This is a genomic window from Arthrobacter sp. 01N444 (assembly GCF_056399305.1).
In genome coordinates this window covers 153,445-169,880 of the sequence record NZ_JBFTRB010000007.1, presented here as the reverse complement: position 1 = coordinate 169,880, position 16,436 = coordinate 153,445, and the positions used below count along the sequence as shown (strand labels likewise).

The following is a 16,436-nucleotide window of genomic DNA, read 5'->3' as shown; positions in this document are numbered from 1 at the left end:
GCTCCGCCGTGGCGTTAAGGGATCGGTTCCCCAGGCACTTCTTCAGCAGCCGCGGCTGGGGCCTGCTCGGCGCCGGTGCGGTGTCGCTGCTGGCCGCGCAGATCATGGGGCGCCGGGACCTGCTGGCTCTGGCCGTCCTGCTGCTGGTGCTGCCGGCGCTGGCCCTGGCCGGAACCCGGGTCCTGAAGCCGAGGTTCCGGGTCTACCGCGAATTCAGCCCGTCGCCGGTTGAAACGTCCGCCCGTGCCACGGTGCGGCTGGCCGTCGCGCGGACCGGGGCGGGCACAGGCCACGCGGTCATGGAGGAACACTTGCCGGCCCGGTTCGGCGAATCGCCCGTCTTCCGGTTCCCGGCCCGTGCGGCAGCCGGCGGCACCAGCCGCTATGAGTACCACCTCCGCTCGGCCAGGCGCGGCCAGTTCCTGATCGGGCCCGTCACGGCGGACTTCAGCGATCCCTTCGGGCTCTCGTTCCACCGCCACGCGATTGACGACGGCGACCTCCTCACCGTCACGCCCGCCGCCATCGAGCTGCCGGAGACGGGGCTCGCCGGTGCGCGCGGACACGACGGTGTCACACCCACGCGGGCCCGGGCCAATCCCAGCGACGACGACGTCATGACCCGCGAATACCGCCACGGGGATCCGCTGCGCCGGGTGCACTGGGCCGCGACCGCCCGCCACGGGTCCCTCATGGTGCGGCAGGAGGAATCCGTCACGACCCCCGAGGCGACCATCATCCTGGACCAGCGGCTCTCCGCCTACCCCCACGGGGTGTTCGGCCACAGTGCCCATTCCTCCGGCGGCCATCCGGGCGGCGGGGAGGGGGACGGCCACGACCTGCTGACCTCTGATGCCTTCGAGTGGGCTGTCACGGCGGCGATGTCGATCGGGGCGCACCTCGCGGAACGCAACTACTCGCTGCGGTTCCTGGACAGCGCGGGCGAGCCGGCCTTCCGGCATTCGCCGTCCGCTCCCGACCCGGAAGCCGAGGAATACACCGGAACGGCCGGGCTGCAGTCCATCGCCGAAAGCCTGGCTGCCATCGAGCTTTCCGGCCCGCACCACACCCACCACCACAACCACCTGCACCGTGACCGCACGGGGCCCCGCCCGCAGAAGGCCGCGGCGGGAACCAGCACCGGATCTTCCGCGCCGGGTGGATTCCGCTCCGGGGCCGGGGCGGGCACCGGGAATGACCCGCACGCCTTCGACGACACCCTGATGGACAAACTTTCCGCCCACCGGCTGCGCGGACCTGTCCTGGCGGTCCTGGGCAGCCTGACCCCGGCCGAGGCCCGGGCGCTGTCCCCGGCCGCCGGGTTCGGCGCGAACGCCTTCGCGCTGCTGGTCACGGACCGGGCACAGGACTCCGGCGACGTGCCCGAGGTGCTGGAGGCGCTGCGGCTGGGCGGATGGCGGGCCCTGGCGGTGTCCGCCCAGAGCTCGCTGCCTGACGCCTGGGCAGCCTTCGACCAGGCAGACCCGGGGATGTCCGCCGGGGCCGACGTCCGCCGCGGCGTGGGGGGCCGGCCATGACCCTCGCCCCGCAACGCAGCCAAGGCACCGGCACGGCTGGCGAAGAAGAACCGACAGCCCTCTCCCCCGGTGCGGCGTCCCGGCCGGACGGACCCGGCGCCCGGCCCTGGGTGATGGCGACCGCCGTCGCGGTAGCCGTCGCGGGCGCGGCCCTCGGATTCAACGGCGTCCTGCGTGGCTGGGCCTGGTACTCCCCGGTGTTCAGTACCGTGCTCTCCGTTGCGTTCTCCCTCGCGGTGCTCCGGTCCCTGCGTGCCCGGCCCTGGCTGGTGACCGCCGGCGGCCTGGTGGCGCTGATCGTGGCCGTGACCTTCATCTTCTTCCGGCAGCACAGCATTGCCGGGTTCATCCCCTCCCCGGAGACCATGAACTACCTGGGAAAGTTCCTCCGGCGCGCCAGCGAAACGGTTCTGGCCGAGAGCACCCCAGTGGCCCCCAACGCCGGAATCGTCATGCTGATCTGCGCGGTCCTCGGGCTGCTCGTGATCCTCATCGATGCCCTGGCGTTCCCGCTGGCGCTGCCGGCCACGAGCGGGCTCGGGATCCTGGCAATCCTCGTGGTGCCGGCCATGGTCAAGCCGCAAAGCGTGGGTGTGCTGGGGTTCGTGGGCGCCGTAGTCGGGTACCTGTTGATCCTCGGCTGCAGCCATTGGTACACGCCGGATACCCGCACCCTGGCCGACACCGCCCGCAACCCCGGGCAGCTCCGGCGCGGCACGGTCACGGCCGTCGCGGCGCTGACCCTCACGCTGGTGCTGCAGCTGGTCATCCCGGGTTTCGACCAGGGCACTTTCCCGCAGGGCTCGCGGCTGAACCCGTTCGGCGGCGCCACCGGCCTCAATCCGATGATCAGCCTGGGCAACAGCCTGCGCAGCCCCTCCGGCGAGGGCCGGATCACCTTCGCCACGAACGCGCCGACGACGCCGTACCTGCGCTCGGTGACCGTGGACACCTTTGACGGCGATTCCTGGTCACCCGATGACCGGGAGTCGAGCCGGCAGCCGGGAACCGGCCGGCTCGAGGCCGGGCATGAGACCGCCCCGGCCGAGCTCCGCGTAATTACGGCCGTCAACACCGGCCAGTACACGAGCCCGTACCTGCCCGCACCGTATGCGCCGGAAGCTGTCAACGGACTCTCAGGGCGCTGGAGCTGGGACCCCGCCACGCTGAGCATCAAGGGTGTGGACACAAATTCCCGCGGCCAGCAATATGTGGTCTCGTCCGTCACTCCGCAGCTCACGGCAGCGCTGCTGGCGGGCGCTTCCGGGCCGGTGACCGGTGTCCCCGAGCTGTTCCTCCGGGAACCGTCGAATGTTCCGGAGGTTGTGCGCAGCACGGCTAAAACCGTGACGGCGGGTGCCAACTCGCCGTATTCGCGGGCCATGGCCATCCAGAGGTATCTGCGCTCCGCCGAGTTCAGCTACTCGCTGCAGTCCCCCGTGCAGGGCGGCTACGACGGCAACGGCCTGTCCGTGCTGGCGGACTTCCTGACCCAGAAGAGCGGCTACTGCATTCATTTCGCCTCCGCCATGGCCGTGATGGCCAGGCTGGAGGGCATTCCGAGCAGGATCGCCGTGGGCTACGCGCCGGGGCGCCCCACGGGGGCCACGGTGGCGGTCTCGGGCCAGGGCCCGCTTCCGGAGTTCGAGGTCGATGCCCGGGACGCCCACGCCTGGCCGGAGCTCTATTTCCAGGGCATCGGCTGGGTCGCGTTTGAGCCGACACCGTCCCGCGGCGTCGTTCCGGCGTACGCCACGGATGCCGCCGCACGCAGCGGTGCCAGCACCAACGACCGCAACGACGCCCTGACCCCCGGTGACGGTTCCACCCAGGCACCGTTCCCGGCCCCCGGCACGGTCCCGCTTCCCGGAGCGGGCACGCCGGCGCCCAGCGGCGCGCAGGCGGCACAGGCGCTGTACAGCGTTGCCGCGGTGCTGCTGCTGGCGCTGCTGGTGGCCTCCCCGCGGCTGGTGCGCAGCGGCGTGCGGCGCCGCAGGCTAAGGACGGCGTCCCGCGGCTATCCCGGCGTCACGGCCGGGACGGCGCTGCCGGCCTGGGCGGAACTGCGGGATCTGGCCACGGACTACGGGGTGGCGCCCGGAGCGAGCGAAACGCCGCGGAATTTCTCCGAGCGGTTGCGCGCCTCGACGGTTTTGGGGGAACCCGGCGGTGCGGACGGGCCCGGCCAGCGGGCCGCGGCGGCCCTGACCGAGGACTTCGAACGTGAGCAGTACGGCCGCCCGGGCGGCGTGGCCGGTCCGGCGCGGACCGCAGGCTCCGCGGATCCGGCCGACTCCGCCGCGGCCAGGATCGCCCTGGTGCAGGCCTCGCTGCGCGCCAACGCCGGCTTCCTGGTCCGGCTGCGCGCGGCCTGGCTCCCGCCGTCGGTCATGTCCGGCTGGCGACGGGCCCTCCGGCTGCCCCGCGGGTTCCTCTCCCGGACAGCACAATACTCCCGGACAGCACGACGCACCCGGCGGGGGTTCGCGGGATCCTGGGGAAAGATCCGCAACTCCGTCCGCCGGGTGCGCCGCGGGTAGCTGGCGTGGCTAGCCGGCGTAGGGGTCGGCGATGCCGATGTACTGCGTGTAGAGGTATTCCTCGATGCCCTCGAGGCCGCCTTCACGGCCCAGACCGGACTGCTTGACGCCGCCGAACGGGGCGGCAGCGTTGGAGACCACGCCGGCGTTGAGGCCCAGCATGCCGGTCTCGAGCCGTTCGCCCATCCGGATGCCCCGGTTCAGGTCCCGGGTGAAGACATAGGCCACCAGCCCGTACTCGGTGTTGTTCGCGAGCCGGACGGCCTCGTCCTCGGTGTCAAAGGTGATGATCGGGGCGACGGGTCCGAAGATTTCCTCGGACAGGATCCGGCTGCCCTCGCTCACGCCGGTGAGGATCGTGGGCTTGTAGAAGTAGCCCGGGCCTTCGACGGCGGAGCCGCCGGTCACGGCGACAGCACCGGAGTTCACGGCGTCGGTGACGAGTTCGTGGACCTTGTCCCGGCTCTTGGCATCGATCAGCGGGCCAACCTTGGACTCGGCCTCGGTGCCGCGGGCGGTGGTCATATCCGCCATCTTCGCGGCGAACTTCTCCGCGAACTCGGCCGCGACGGACTCGTGCACGATGAACCGGTTCGCCGCGGTGCAGGCCTCGCCCATGTTCCGCAGCTTCGCCAGCATCGCCCCGGCGACGGCGGCGTCGATGTCGGCGTCCCCGAAGACGACGAACGGGGCGTTCCCGCCGAGTTCCATCGAGGTCCGCAGCACCGTCTCGGACGCGTCCGCGAGCAGCCGGCGGCCGACCTCGGTGGAACCGGTGAAGGACAGCTTGCGCAAGCGCTGATCCTTGATCAGCGGGCCCGTGGTGGCGCCGGCCGTGGAGGTCGGGATGACGTTCAGGACACCGGCGGGCAGGCCGGCCTCGACCATCACGGCCGCGAACAGCTGGGAGGTCAGTGGGGTCAGGTTCGCGGACTTGAGCACCATCGTGCAGCCGGCCGCGACCGCGGGGGCGATCTTGCGGGTGGCCATCGCCAGCGGGAAGTTCCACGGCGTGATCAAAAGGCACGGGCCCACGGGCTTCTTGGTCACCAGCAGCCGGGACTTGCCGTCCGGGGAGACCGAGTAGCGGCCGAACGCGCGGACGGCCTCTTCCGAGAACCAGCGCAGGAACTCGGCGCCGTAGGTGACCTCGCCGCGGGCCTCGGCCAGCGGTTTGCCCATCTCCAGGGTCATCAGGAGCGCGAAGTCCTCGGCCCGTTCGGTTACCAGCTCGAAGGCGCGGCGCAGGATCTCGCCGCGTTCCCGGGCCGGGACCTTGGCCCAGGACTCCTGCGCGGCAGCGGCCGCGTCCAGGGCCGCCCTGCCGTCTTCGGGACCGGCGTCAGCAATGCTGAGCAGGACCTTCCCGGTCGCGGGATCCTCGACGTCGAAGGTCTTCCCGGACACGGCCGGACGCCATTCGCCGTTGATCAGCAGACCCGTCGGAACGGACGCCAGCAGGGCGCTCTCCCGGTCCGCGGAAACAATAGGCTGGGCAGTTACAGTCACAATGACTCCCTCGTCAGCAATTCGGTTGAACTAGTGCGGGCACAAGTTTCTTGAATGAGTTTTCGTTGTAGGCGCTCGTTCCCACAGGCAGGCACGGGCGTCTGGATTACTGCCACGCTACTGCCGCGCTCACTGGCAAGTCTATGCATGCGCGCACTACTGTATCCAGACTATGCTGTGCAGCTGCACAACCGTTCTGCGTGCGCGTGGAGCCCGGTTCCGGCCAGCCCCCGAGGCAAGCAGCGCGCCGGAACCCGCCGCCCGGCACCCACCACCTGGCTCAGCGCACGGCTCAGCGCGCGGCGAGGACCGCGGCATAGAGTTCGCGCTTGCTGACCTTCGCGTCATCGGCCACTGCGGCGACAGCCTCCTTCAGCCGGATGCCCTGGGCTATCAGCCCGTTGACGGCGGCCACATGATCCTCGGGGCGGCCGGGTTCGCGTTCCGGGGCACCGCCCACCACCACGGCGATTTCGCCGCGTACCTCGCTGGACTCGGCCCATTCAAGCAGTTCGCGCAGGGTGCCGCGGATGACCTCTTCATAGGTCTTGGTGAGTTCGCGGCAGACGGCGGCCCGGCGGTCGGCGCCAAAGCTCTCACGCAGGGCCCTCAGCATGGGCTCCAGACGGTGCGGCGCCTCGAAGAACACCATGGTGCGCCGCTCGGTGTCGAGATCGGCCAGCCGCGAGGAGCGTTCACCGGCCTTGCGGGGCAGGAAACCCTCGAAGCAGAAGCGGTCCGTCGGCAGGCCCGACAGGGCCAGGGCGGTCAGCACGGCGGAGGGTCCCGGGGCCGCGGTGACGGTGAGGCCGGCCGCGACGGCGCCTTCAACCAGCCGGAACCCCGGATCAGAGACAGAGGGCATGCCTGCGTCGGTCACCATCACAAGAGTCTTGCCGGACCGGACCTGCTCCAGCAGGTCAGCCGTCTTGGCTGCCTCATTGTGCTCGTGATAGCTGATGATCCGGCCGGCCACGGTGACGCCGAGGTTCTGCACAAGGCGGTGCAGCCTCCGGGTGTCCTCCGCGGCGACAATGTCCGCCGTCGCGAGCAACTCCACGAGCCGCGCCGAGGCATCGCCCGCATTGCCGATCGGCGTCGCGGCGAGAACGATCCTGCCGGAACCGCCAGGGGCGAGAACACTGGCGGAAACAGCGGCGGAATCAGACGCGGAATCAGGGGCGGGAACGGCGGCGGCGGCATCGCCGTCGAAGGGAGGATCGAGGGGAGGAAGGGGGGAAGGGCTGGGTTCGTGGTCCACAGGACCAGCCTACTGCCGCCGGGGCGGGGGCCTGCGAGCACAGCTGCGAAAGGTAGCATGGGCAACGTGACCCAGACCCCCACGCGGCAGCCCGAGACTGGCCCCGATGCATCGCCGGCAACAGGTCCCAGCCGTCCCGACGGCCGGGCGGCCGGCAAGGACCGGAGCCGCTTCAGCACCGGCCGCAACCTTGAAGGGCACCGCTGGATCGGCCGCCCCGCCGAGGCCAATACCCCGGAGGCCCTCAGGGAACGCCTGATCGGCGGCCTCCAGAGCTGGCGGGACTACCCGGCGTCGCTTCGGCTCTGGTACTGGCTCATTCCCGTCCTGACGGCCGCGCTGGGCGGCGTCCTGCGGTTCGTCCGGCTGGACACGCCGCGCAACCTGGTCTTTGACGAAACGTACTACGTCAAAGACGCGTACTCCTTCCTGATCAGCGGATACGAGCGCAGCTGGCCGGACCGGGCGAACGACTCCTTCATCGCCGGCAACCCCGGCGTGCTGCTGAACACGCCGGAGTACGTCGTCCACCCGCCGGTCGGCAAGTGGATGATCGCCGCGGGCATGTGGCTTTTCGGGGCGGACAACCCCTTCGGCTGGCGGTTCGGTGCGGCCCTGACGGGGACACTGTCCATCCTCCTGCTGGCCCTGATCGCGCAAAAGCTCTTCCGCTCGCTCACCCTGGGCGCCGTGGCCGGCATCCTGCTTGCCGTGGACGGCCACCACCTGGTCATGTCCCGGACTTCGCTGCTGGACATCTTCCTGATGTTCTGGATCCTCGCCGCGTTCGGGGCCCTGCTGATGGACCGAGACGACGGCCGGAGGCGGCTCGCTGCCCGGCTCGGCCGGCAGGCCGCGGCCTCCGCCACGGGGCGGCCCTCGGCGCTGCAGCTCACCTCCGGGCCCTGGCTCGGCATCCGGTGGTGGCGCCTCGCGGCGGGCGTCTGCCTGGGCCTGGCGGTCGGCACGAAATGGTCCGCCCTGTTCTTTCTGGCCGGATTCGGCCTGCTGACCGTCTTCTGGGACCTCAGTGCGCGGCGCATAGCCGGCGTGCATGCCTGGATCAGCGGCGGCATCCTCAAGGACGGCGTCCCGGCCTTCCTGAGCATCGTTCCGGTGGCCGCCCTGGTCTACGGCGCCACCTGGACCGGGTGGTTCCGTTCCACGGACGCCTACTTCAGGCACTGGGCCGATGCCAACCCCTCGGCCGAGTGGGGCTGGCTGCCGAACGCCGTACGGTCCCTGGCGCATTACCACCTGGAGGCCTACAAGTTCCACCAGGGCCTCAGTGCCGACCACCCCTACGAGGCCAGCGCCTGGAGCTGGCTGGTCATGGGCCGGCCCACGTCTTTCTTCTATGAATCCCCCGGGCAGGGCACCCCGGGCTGCGAGCTGACCAACTGCACCACCGCCATCCTCTCCGTCGGCAACCCGTTGATCTGGTGGAGCGCGGCCGTGAGCCTGGGTGTCCTGCTGTTCTGGTGGGCGGGCCGCCGCGACTGGCGCGCCGGCGCAGTCTTGGCCGGAGTGGCCGCAGGATATCTCCCCTGGTTCATGTACCCGGAGCGCACCACCTTCTTCTTCTACGCCGTGTCCTTTGAACCGTTCCTGGTGCTGGCGCTCGTCTATTGCCTGGGGCTGGTGCTCGGCCAGCGCGCCGACCCCCTCTGGCGCCGGCGGTCCGGGTTCTACCTGGTGGCGCTGTTCGTGGTGGCGGCCGTGCTGGTGTCCGCGTTCTTCTACCCGGTCTGGACGGCCGAGGTGATCCCGTACCAGGACTGGCGCATCCGGATGTGGATGCCGTCCTGGATCTAGGGCAGGATTGCAGGGGAATGTCCGCCGAACTCCGGGCGGACCAGGAAATGGAGACTCGGCTGTGAGAGAAGCAAGCACCGGACTGCTCGTGGAGCTGGACCCGGAGAGCAACGTGACTGACCTGCTCCTGGAGCAGCACGCGAAGGATCCCGTGCACGCCCTCTACTCCCGCAAAGGCCCCGCCGGCTGGACCGACGTCTCCGTCCAGCACTTCCTGGAGCAGGTCACTGCCCTGGCCAAGGGCCTGATCGCCGGCGGACTCACGCCGGGCGAAACCGTCGCGGTCATGTCCGCCACCCGGTACGAGTGGACGGTGGTGGACTTCGCCATCTGGTTCGCCGGCGGCGTCACCGTCCCGATCTATGAGACCTCCTCCGCGGCCCAGGTCGAGTGGATTCTCCATGATTCGGGGGCCCGGCGGGTGTTCGTCGAGGACCACGCCAGGGCCGCCCTCGTCCAGGGCGTCCTGGACGCCTCCACCGTCCTCGGTGACCGGCTTGTTGCCGTCGTGCGGATGGAGCACGACGGCGCCGCACCGAACCTGGCAAGCATGGCCGCGGCCGGCACCGGGGTGACCGACGCCGAGCTGGAACGCCACCGGACCTCGGCGTCCCTGGCGGATGTCGCGTCCCTGGTCTACACCTCGGGCACCACCGGCAAGCCCAAGGGCTGCGAGATCACCCACGCCAACTTTGCCCTCGTGGCCAAGAACATCGTCCTGTTCCTGCCCGAGCTCCTCATGCAGCCGCGTTCCCGGACGCTGATGTTCCTGCCCCTGGCGCACGTCCTGGCCCGGGCGGTACAGGTGGTCTGCCTGAGCTCCGGATCCACCCTCGGCCACACCGCCAGTGCCAAAGAGCTCCTGGACGACCTGGACAGCTTCAAACCCACCTTTCTGCTGGTGGTCCCCCGGATCTTCGAAAAGGTCTACGCCGGAGCCGCGCAGAAGGCGGACGCAGCCGGCAAGGAACGGATCTTCACAGCCGCAGCCGCGGCCGCGATCGACTACTCCAAGGCCCTCGACGCCGCCTCCCGGGGCAACGGCACGGGCCCGGGGCTCCTGCTGCGTGCCCGGCACGCAGTCTTCGACCGGATCCTGTATCCCAGGCTCCGGCAGGCCTTCGGCGGCCAGCTGCGGTACACGGTCTCCGGCGCGAGCCCGCTGAGCTCCAACGACGCCCATTTTTTCCGCGGCGTGGGCATCCCCGTCCTGGAAGGCTACGGCCTGACCGAAACCACGGCGCCCTGCACAGCCAACACCCCGGCGCGGACCAGGGTGGGCACCGTCGGCGTCCCGGTGCCGGGCACCACGGTCCGGGTGGCCGACGACGGCGAGATTCTGGTCAAGGGCATCGGCGTCTTCAAGGGCTACCACGCCAACGAGGCCGCCAACGCTGAGGCCTTCGTGGACGGTTTCTTCCGGACCGGCGACCTCGGCTCCCTCGACGAGGACGGATTCCTGACCATCACGGGCCGGAAGAAGGACCTGCTGGTCACAGCCGGCGGCAAGAATGTCGCCCCGGGCCCGCTCGAGGAGAAGATCCGGGAGCACCAGCTGGTCGGACAGGCCGTGGTCGTTGGCGACGGCCGGCCCTTCGTCTCGGCACTGGTGAACCTGGACCCGGAGGGACTGCGCAACTGGTGCGCCGCCCGGAAGGTGCCCGTCATGGCGCCGGCCGAAGCCGCCGCGGACCAGACGGTCCGGGCCGCGATCCAGGAAGCCATCAATGCCGCGAACCTCACGGTCTCCACGGCCGAGTCCATCCGCAGCTTCGTCATCCTGGACGCCGACTTCACCGTGGAATCAGGGCACCTGACCCCCTCGCTCAAACTCAAGCGGGCCGCCGTCGTGCGGGACTACGAACAGCACATCAACCGCATCTACGGCTGACCCCGGGCAACCGGCCCGTCGTCAGACGGTGTGCCGGGTGCGCGCCGGGCCCTCTGCGTCGCTGCCGGCCGTGCCGTCCGCCGCGGGCGCAGCCTCGGCGGTGGCGCCGGCGCCGGCATCAGTATCGGTGCCCTTAGACGTGGCGGCGGCCTTCTTGCCGAGGCCGCGGCGCCGGCGCGTGGGCCAGGTCAGGACGAGGGTGACCAAGGAAGCGAGCAGCACGAGGCTTCCGATGACGATCCCGGCGTCCATCCAGAACTGGCCCGGGAAGAGCCGGATCAGGGTGTCCTGAAGCGTAAATGTCCAGGTCCCGTTGGCGAAGAAAATACGGTGGAAATCGGTGAAGAACTGCTCCCAGCCGAGTACCGCGAGGGTCCCGAGGCCGATGATGAGCGCAAGGGTGACGATCGAGCCGGCGAACAGGCCGCGGCGGACTCCCCCGTTATGGCGCCGCTTGAGGTAGATCACGGCCACCAGGCCCAGCAGGATCAGCAGGGTACCGGCGCCGAAAGTGGACAGGATCACGGCCTTGACGTCGGCCATGTGGCTGACTTCGCCGTCCTTGAACAACCGCTCCCCGCTTTGGTCCACAAGATCGCCGAGGTAGCGGGGGCCCGACCAGTTGCTGAGGTAGTCCACCGCGTAGGAACCGTACGTCATGCGGTCATCGGTGCTGAAGCCGTAGCCGTCACCGGGGAAGCCCGGACGGTTGTATTCCACCCAGAGGAACAGGGGGCTGGTCACGGCGCGGACGGCGAGCACCAGCAGGATGACCGGGTAGAACACGGCGAGCAGCACCTGAAGCACCCGCGGGAGGACGGGCTTGGCCTTGGCCGCCTGCTCGCGTTCGGCATTACGGCGTTCGGCGTTGCGGCGTTCGACTTCGTCCTCGGGGGCGGGGTCCAGACGGGCACCGGCTGATGCGCCGGCTCCTGCCCCGCGCGCCTCGTCATTCGACGTGGCAGCATGCGACGTGGCCACGTCCGACGGGGAAGTATCCGACGGCCCCGTGGCGGCGGCCTCGGCCGCCTTGCGGTCGGCGCGGCTCTCCGGCTGGCTGGCGGTGGGCGTTGCCGACGGCGCTGCCGTGCCCTCTGCTGATCCCGCTGCTGCGGCTGATCCTGTCTTGCCGGCGGCTGCGGCCGGCCCTGCCTTGCCGGCGGCTGCGGCCGATCCTGCCTTGCCGGCTGCCGTGCCCGCCGTGGGCTTGCCGGCGGCAGCCGGCTTCATCCAGTCGAACGCCGGTTCGTCGGTGTCGTCCGACGGATCCAGGTGCGGATCCGGCCGGTCGGGAGGGGTGGGACTCTTGTCAGTCACGTGGAGCTTCGCTTCCGTAGGCTTCTGCGCTGCCCGGCCTGCGCCCGGCTGCGCAACTTATCTGGCTCTGAGCCTACCGTCAGAGGATTGGGCTCAGCGAGGTGCCACCCCGTCAGTTGGCGTATTGGGCCCAAGGGATGTTCCAGTCCCCGAAGCCGTCATCGAAGTTGGCGTACTCCCCCTCGGTGTTCACCACCTGGACGACGTCGCCGGTGGTCATATTGTCGAACACCCACTTCGCGCCGTCCGGGCCCAGGCCGATACAGCCGTGGGAGAGGTTCGTCTTGCCGATGTAGGGCATCGCGGACTCCGTGGCCTGGTGGATGAATTCCCCGCTGGGCGTCAGGCGCGTGGCGTAGTTGACGTCCAGCTGGCCGTAGTAGGCCGGATCCCCCGGTTTGAGCCCAATCGTGGAGGCATCCATGTGCTCCACACGGTGCTTCTCCATAAACACGAGGAAGCCCCGTGCCGACGGGAACCGGGTGTCGCCCATGGTCGCCGGCCAGTGTCCGGCCGGCTTGTCGTTGATGCTGACCGAGAACGTATGGGCCTTGGCGTCGGCGACGGCCACCTTCTTGTCCCCGATGTGGACCGTTACCGTCTTGTTGAAGTTGCCGACCTGCCCGTTGCCGAGCTCGACGCCGAACAGCTTCATGTCCATGGTGATGGTGCTGTTCGCGGCCCAGAAGGCCTCCGGCCGGTACCGGACAGTGTTGTTGTTGAACCAGTGGAAATCACCCACCTGGCCGGACGTGGAGGTGATCTTGATGGCCTTTTCGACGGCGGTCCGGTTCAGGACCGGCTCGCTGAAAGTGATCTGCAGGGGCTGGGCCACACCCACCTTCATCCCGTCCAAGGGGTATATGGCGGCGTCGGCCTCGTTGGCGGTCGAGACGGTGGTGAACGCGCGCGTGCTGTGGGTCTCGCGTCCGGCGTCGTCCACCACGGAGTACGTGAAGTTATACCGCGTGTTGAATGTCAGGTTGCCGGAGGACGTCCAGGCGGACCCGTCCGTGCCCAAGGTACCGTCAACGGTGTCGCCGTCATCGCTCGTCAGGGCCACGCGGTCAATCCGGCCGTTCGTGACCTTGAGGGAAACCGGCGCCGCAGGGTTGACCTGCTTGGCGCCGTCGGCGGGCGAGACGGCCAATTCTGCGGGGGCGACCACCGGGACGGCGAGTCCCGGCGTCGTCCGGGACGGGGACCCGGCCTCGGAGGAAATCCCGGACTGGGCCAGCCCCGGAGCCGCCGCGGCGAAGGCTCCGCCGCCGGCTGCCAGGGCACAGAGCACCCCCAGCAGGGCGATCTTTCGGCCGGTACTCCAGGTTTTCAGGGCCATCACAGGACCCGGGCGTTTCCACACGTCATCCTGCCAGCATAAGCGAATTACCTTGGAACCCCGGCCCGATTCGACCACGATCCGGTTACAAAAGTGCCCCCAAAACGGTCACAACAAAGGGCCCCGGACCTTCGTCCGGGGCCCTTTGGGAGGGTTCCTAGTAGCGGTAGTGACCGGGCTTGTACGGTCCGGCCACGTCGACGTCCAGGTACTCCGCCTGTTCCTTGGACAGCTCGGTCAGCTCCACATCGAGGGCACCCAGGTGCAGGCGGGCGACCTTTTCGTCCAGGATCTTGGGCAGGACGTACACCTGGTTCTCGTATTCCCGCTCGCCCTCGGGCTGGCCGGCCTTCGTGAACAGTTCAATCTGGGCGATCGTCTGGTTGGCGAAGGAGTTGCTCATGACGAACGAGGGGTGTCCGGTGGCGTTGCCGAGGTTCAGCAGGCGGCCTTCGGACAGGACGATGATGGAGCGGCCGCCCTTACCCGTGGCCGGGTCAGCTTCGAAGACCCACTCGTGCACCTGGGGCTTGATCTCGACCTTCTTGATGCCGGGGACCCGCGCCAGCCCGGCCATGTCGATCTCATTGTCGAAGTGCCCGATGTTGCCCACGATGGCCTTGTCACGCATCTCGGCCATGTGCTTGGCCATGATGACGTCTTTGTTGCCCGTGGTGGTGATGAAGATGTGGCCTTCGCTGAGGACGGATTCCAGCTTGGCGACCTGGTAGCCGTCCATGGCCGCCTGGAGCGCGCAGATCGGGTCGATCTCCGTGACGATCACGCGCGACCCCTGGCCGCGGAAGGCCTCCGCTGCGCCCTTGCCGACGTCGCCGTAACCGCAGACGACGGCGACCTTGCCGCCCATCAGGACATCGGTGGCGCGGTTGATGCCGTCCGGCAGGGAGTGGCGGATGCCGTACTTGTTGTCGAACTTGCTCTTGGTGACAGAGTCGTTGACGTTGATCGCCGGGAAGAGCAGCTTGCCCTGCTCCGCCAGCTGGTACAGGCGGTGCACGCCCGTGGTGGTCTCCTCGGTGACGCCGAGCAGGAGGGCGCCGATGCGGGTCCATTTCTGCGGGTCGGACTCGAGGGATGCGCGCAGCACGTCGAGGAACACCCGGCCTTCCTCGGACTCGTCCTCGGCGGCGGCGGGGACAGCGCCGGCGGCCTCGAACTCGACACCCTTGTGCACCAGCATGGTGGCGTCGCCGCCGTCGTCCAGGATCATGTTCGGGCCCAGCTCAGGGTTGGCGTCGGCGCCCGGCCACGTGAGGATCTGCTGGGCGGTCCACCAGTATTCCTCCAGCGTCTCGCCCTTCCAGGCGAAGACGGGGACGCCCTGGGGGTCCTCGACGGTGCCGTTGCCGACCACCACTGCGGCGGCGGCTTCGTCCTGGGTGGAGAAGATGTTGCAGGACGCCCAGCGGACTTCGGCGCCGAGGGCGGTAAGGGTCTCGATCAGCACCGCGGTCTGGACGGTCATGTGCAGGGATCCGGCGATCCGGGCGCCCTTGAGCGGCTGGCTGGCGCCGAACTCCTCGCGCAGGGACATGAGTCCGGGCATCTCGTGCTCGGCGAGGCGGATCTGGTGGCGGCCCGCCTCGGCCAGGGAAATGTCCGCAATCTTGTAATCGAAAGTCATCTGAGTCCTTTGTTGTGGCCGGTGGCATCGCGTGTCTGGAGCTGGGCGATTCTGGATTGGAGCAGGATCTAAGCAGTCATTCGGTGCCGCGGGCCTCCCCGATGGGTGCCCGGCGGCGTTTTGGGGCGGCTATTCCGCGGCGTGGCGCGGGGCGGCGTCGTGCTGATCAGCGGGGGCCGCCGCGGCGGCGGGCAGCAGTTCCGGCGGCAGCAGCAGCGGGATGCCGTCCTCGATTTTGTACCGCAGCTTGTTCCCGGCGCCATCTGCCGTGACGGTGACGAGCTCGTCGCCTTCCTGCACCAGGCCGGAGCCGGTGACGGGGCATCGCAGGACAGACAACAGTTCGGAACTGAGCTTGGGCATGGTGAACGCTCCCTGATGGGCGCCGCAACAGGGCGCCGGTGGCTAAGTGGCTGACGGCTTTTTGCAGTTTCCACCCTACCGCCAGTTGACGCCTTAGGAAGGTTCGCGCAGGACGCGCAGATGTCCGCGCCGGACGCCCTCGGCCGGGGCCGGTGCCTCCAGCGCCGGGTGCAGCGTGCGCTGCCCCTTCGCCGTTTCCCCCGCAGCCGGACGGGAGGCCGCTTCGCGGACCGCGTTGGCAAGGGCCAGGAGGTCGTCGGGGCCGGGGCCGGCCGGGGTTGCGGGCATCGCCAGCCTCATGACTTCCCAGCCGCGCGGCACGGTCAGCGAATCGGCGTGCTGTTCGCACAAGTCGTAGCAGTGCGGTTCGGCGTACGTCGCCAGCGGGCCCAGAACGGCCGTGGAGTCGGCGTAGACGTACGTCAAAGTGGCCACCGCAGAATTGCGGCAGGCAGACCTAGAACAAATACGAATTGCACCCACGACATCACAGACTACTCCCCCTCGGGCCGGGGGCTGCGCATTGAAACGTCTGTCGTTGTGCCGCGGCGGCGCCGCGGCGGAGCGGCGGCGGAGCCGCGGCGGCGCGGCGGCGGATCGCCGTCGGGGCTGTATCGCGTATTTCATTGCGCGGGTTTAGAGTCAAGATATGCAGTCATCGCACCACGATTCGGGTTTCACGGTCCGGTTGGCTGACCCCGACGCCGGACGCACAGGCGCCGGTTCCGGCCCCGCCGGCGCGCCTCTGGCCGGGTCGCCTGCCGCCGTCCAGGGAAAGACCTTCCGGCAGCGCCGCAGGAACCGGCACGGCCGGGGCCTTCGCGGCGAGCTCATACTCCCCACCCTGCCCGGCTACCGGACCCGCTCCGACCGCTTCGATGACTTCGTCCTGGACTCGGCCCAGCGGCTGCACGACATCTGGGGCAAGCCGCTCGACGGCGTCCGCTTCGCCGTTGACGAGATCCCCCCGGGCCTGGAGCAGCTCGTGGCGGACCGCACGCCCGCGCCGATGGGCGCTTTCACTGCTGCCACGGCCGAGGACGGACCGGTCATCACGCTGTACCGCCGGGTGGTGGAGCAGGTGTGCGGAACCCGGGACGAACTCCAGGACCTCGTGCACGACGTCGTCGTGGAATACACGGCCGAGATGCTCGGCGTACCGCCGGAGTCCCTCGACCCCGTCTACCGCCGCCGGTACTAGCCCGAGCCTGCTTCCGG

Annotated in this window: 12 protein-coding genes; 5 read left to right on the top strand and 7 right to left on the bottom strand. The window is 69.4% G+C overall.

The window, feature by feature from the left end; translation table 11 throughout:
- Positions 1 to 8: 8 nt before the first annotated feature.
- On the top strand, positions 9 to 1,538 hold the full coding sequence (locus AC1DKN_RS10915) for a DUF58 domain-containing protein (protein ID WP_476871266.1): 1,530 nt from the start codon (positions 9 to 11) through the stop codon (positions 1,536 to 1,538).
- Positions 1,535 to 4,078 (top strand): transglutaminase TgpA family protein, encoded by a 2,544-nt coding sequence (locus AC1DKN_RS10910; protein ID WP_476871265.1) that lies wholly within the window; start codon positions 1,535 to 1,537, stop codon positions 4,076 to 4,078. The genes AC1DKN_RS10915 and AC1DKN_RS10910 overlap by 4 nt, the downstream gene beginning before the upstream one ends.
- 9 nt (positions 4,079 to 4,087) lie before the next feature.
- Here the strand turns inward: AC1DKN_RS10910 and AC1DKN_RS10905 are convergent, their stop codons facing one another.
- Together AC1DKN_RS10905 and rsmI are read right to left on the bottom strand one after the other, a co-directional pair.
- Positions 4,088 to 5,587, bottom strand: a complete 1,500-nt coding sequence (locus AC1DKN_RS10905; protein ID WP_476871264.1) for an NAD-dependent succinate-semialdehyde dehydrogenase — start codon at positions 5,585 to 5,587, stop codon at positions 4,088 to 4,090.
- Positions 5,588 to 5,879: 292 nt separating this feature from the next.
- Complete coding sequence (gene rsmI, locus AC1DKN_RS10900) at positions 5,880 to 6,701, bottom strand: 16S rRNA (cytidine(1402)-2'-O)-methyltransferase (protein WP_223914231.1); 822 nt, start codon at positions 6,699 to 6,701, stop codon at positions 5,880 to 5,882.
- 204 nt (positions 6,702 to 6,905) lie between these two features.
- Between rsmI and AC1DKN_RS10895 the strand changes: the two genes are divergently transcribed.
- Together AC1DKN_RS10895 and AC1DKN_RS10890 are read left to right on the top strand one after the other, a co-directional pair.
- Positions 6,906 to 8,663, top strand: coding sequence for a dolichyl-phosphate-mannose--protein mannosyltransferase (locus AC1DKN_RS10895; protein ID WP_476871263.1), 1,758 nt, complete (start codon positions 6,906 to 6,908; stop codon positions 8,661 to 8,663).
- A gap of 61 nt (positions 8,664 to 8,724) precedes the next feature.
- Positions 8,725 to 10,554, top strand: a complete 1,830-nt coding sequence (locus AC1DKN_RS10890) for an AMP-dependent synthetase/ligase (RefSeq protein ID WP_476871262.1) — start codon at positions 8,725 to 8,727, stop codon at positions 10,552 to 10,554.
- Positions 10,555 to 10,575: 21 nt separating this feature from the next.
- On the opposite strand, the gene AC1DKN_RS10885 is transcribed toward AC1DKN_RS10890, so the two are convergent.
- From AC1DKN_RS10885 to AC1DKN_RS10865, 5 genes are all read right to left on the bottom strand, one after another.
- Entirely contained in the window at positions 10,576 to 11,871 is a 1,296-nt protein-coding gene (locus tag AC1DKN_RS10885) for a TIGR01906 family membrane protein (protein ID WP_476856557.1), read from the bottom strand.
- A gap of 112 nt (positions 11,872 to 11,983) precedes the next feature.
- Positions 11,984 to 13,210: a L,D-transpeptidase gene (locus AC1DKN_RS10880; RefSeq protein WP_476856558.1), complete on the bottom strand. Its 1,227-nt coding sequence runs from the start codon at positions 13,208 to 13,210 to the stop codon at positions 11,984 to 11,986.
- A 157-nt stretch (positions 13,211 to 13,367) separates the two neighbouring features.
- Positions 13,368 to 14,855 carry an adenosylhomocysteinase gene (ahcY, locus tag AC1DKN_RS10875; protein WP_476856559.1) on the bottom strand — a complete coding sequence of 496 codons (1,488 nt, stop codon included), beginning with the start codon at positions 14,853 to 14,855 and terminating at the stop codon, positions 13,368 to 13,370.
- A 129-nt stretch (positions 14,856 to 14,984) separates the two neighbouring features.
- Positions 14,985 to 15,218 carry a hypothetical protein gene (locus tag AC1DKN_RS10870; protein ID WP_223914147.1) on the bottom strand — a complete coding sequence of 78 codons (234 nt, stop codon included), beginning with the start codon at positions 15,216 to 15,218 and terminating at the stop codon, positions 14,985 to 14,987.
- Positions 15,219 to 15,311: 93 nt separating this feature from the next.
- On the bottom strand, positions 15,312 to 15,701 hold the full coding sequence (locus tag AC1DKN_RS10865; protein WP_476856560.1) for a DUF3499 domain-containing protein: 390 nt from the start codon (positions 15,699 to 15,701) through the stop codon (positions 15,312 to 15,314).
- Between the two features lie 166 nt (positions 15,702 to 15,867).
- Between AC1DKN_RS10865 and AC1DKN_RS10860 the strand changes: the two genes are divergently transcribed.
- Positions 15,868 to 16,419 carry a metallopeptidase family protein gene (locus tag AC1DKN_RS10860; RefSeq protein ID WP_028277395.1) on the top strand — a complete coding sequence of 184 codons (552 nt, stop codon included), beginning with the start codon at positions 15,868 to 15,870 and terminating at the stop codon, positions 16,417 to 16,419.
- Positions 16,420 to 16,436: the final 17 nt, after the last annotated feature.

Bases quoted from the DNA above. Each gene is read 5' to 3' on its own strand.
- AC1DKN_RS10895 (WP_476871263.1), top strand. From the start codon at position 6,906: ATGGGCAACGTGACCCAGACCCCCACGCGGCAGCCCGAGACTGGCCCC.
- AC1DKN_RS10860 (WP_028277395.1), top strand. From the start codon at position 15,868: ATGCAGTCATCGCACCACGATTCGGGTTTCACGGTCCGGTTGGCTGAC.
- AC1DKN_RS10880 (WP_476856558.1), bottom strand. From the start codon at position 13,210: ATGGCCCTGAAAACCTGGAGTACCGGCCGAAAGATCGCCCTGCTGGGG.
- AC1DKN_RS10910 (WP_476871265.1), top strand. From the start codon at position 1,535: ATGACCCTCGCCCCGCAACGCAGCCAAGGCACCGGCACGGCTGGCGAA.
- AC1DKN_RS10870 (WP_223914147.1), bottom strand. From the start codon at position 15,218: ATGCCCAAGCTCAGTTCCGAACTGTTGTCTGTCCTGCGATGCCCCGTC.
- ahcY (WP_476856559.1), bottom strand. From the start codon at position 14,855: ATGACTTTCGATTACAAGATTGCGGACATTTCCCTGGCCGAGGCGGGC.